Source organism: Intrasporangium chromatireducens Q5-1, from assembly GCF_000576575.1.
GTDB classification, from domain to species: domain Bacteria; phylum Actinomycetota; class Actinomycetes; order Actinomycetales; family Dermatophilaceae; genus Intrasporangium_A; species Intrasporangium_A chromatireducens.
This window is the reverse complement of sequence record NZ_AWQS01000491.1, coordinates 1-1,154: the sequence shown is the minus strand read 5'-3', so window position 1 is coordinate 1,154 and position 1,154 is coordinate 1. Positions and strand designations below refer to the sequence as shown.

Sequence of the window (1,154 nt, the reverse complement as noted above, 5' to 3'; positions counted from 1 at the left end):
CGCGGCCGGTCCCGTCGCGGCAGGCGTCGTGGTCGGGGCGAGTGTCGCCAAGGGTGCCGCGACCGCCGGGCCGAAAGCCGGAACCGCGCTGGGAGCCCAGGGCGAGCACGCCGCCGACGCCGCCGCGCAGACACCGCCACCTCCCGCAGCCTCGCCTGCGGCACCGCCGTCGAGCCCGGCACCACGACCGCCGAGCACCGACCCGTCACCGCCACCGAAGCAGCCCCCGCCGCCCGCGCCACGCCCACCGAAGGAGTAGACGATGAGCAGCACGAACCACGACCGTCCCACCGCGGGCGAACTCGTGCCGGTGAAGTTCTCCCGCCTCACCCGCCGCGGTGTCCTCCTCGGTCTGTCGCTGACCCAGCTCATCACGCTCGCCATCGGCGGAGCCACACTCATCGGCGCGTTCTACGCCGGCGGCGGGATGCTGCTCGCCTACACCGCCCCCATCTGGGTACTCGCCGCCGCACTGACCTGGATACCCATCGCGGGCCGGCCCATCGTGGAATGGCTACCCATCGCCTGCTGGTGGCTGTGGCGCACCACCGGCGGGCAACTGCTCTACCGACACAGGATCGTCGTCCCACGCCCCGTCGGAACCCTCGCCCTGCCCGGCGACATGGCGCGACTGCGCGAATACACCGACCCCGACACCAGCGCCGGAATGATCCACGACCCCCACGCCGCAACCTTGACCGTGGTGTGCGAGGTCACCCATCCCGCGTTCGTGCTCCTCGACCCCGGCGAACAGGAACGCCGCGTCAGCTCCTGGGGTCGCGTCCTGGCCACCGTCTGCCGCTCCGGGCGGATCGCGACGCTACAAGTCCTCGAACGCACCCTCCCAGACTCCGGCACCGGACTCGCCGAATGGTGGGCCACCCACGGCACCCCGGACGGCTCGTGGGCGGCCGACACCTACGCAGAACTCATCGACCGCGCCGGCCCAGCCGGCGAACGGCACGCCACCACACTCTCGCTGTCACTGGACATGAAGACCAGTGCGCGGCAGATCAGGACCGCGGGCGGCGGGATTCGTGGTGCTGCCGCCGTGCTGCGGCAGGAGATGAACACGCTCGTCGCCGCGCTCCGCTCCGCCGACCTCTCGCCGTCGGGATGGCTGACGCCGGGGCAGATCGCGGTGATGCTGCGCT

The 1,154-nt window shown here is 72.2% G+C and carries 1 protein-coding gene and 1 pseudogene; one reads left to right on the top strand and one right to left on the bottom strand.

Features of this window, described 5'->3' with window-relative positions:
• A pseudogene (locus N864_RS26295) lies at window positions 1-273 on the bottom strand (hypothetical protein); the annotation flags it as partial.
• Here N864_RS26295 and N864_RS22430 point away from each other — a divergent pair.
• A partial coding sequence (locus N864_RS22430) for a PrgI family protein (protein ID WP_034722820.1) occupies window positions 263-1,154 on the top strand: 892 nt, incomplete at its 3' end. The pseudogene N864_RS26295 and the gene N864_RS22430 overlap by 11 nt on opposite strands.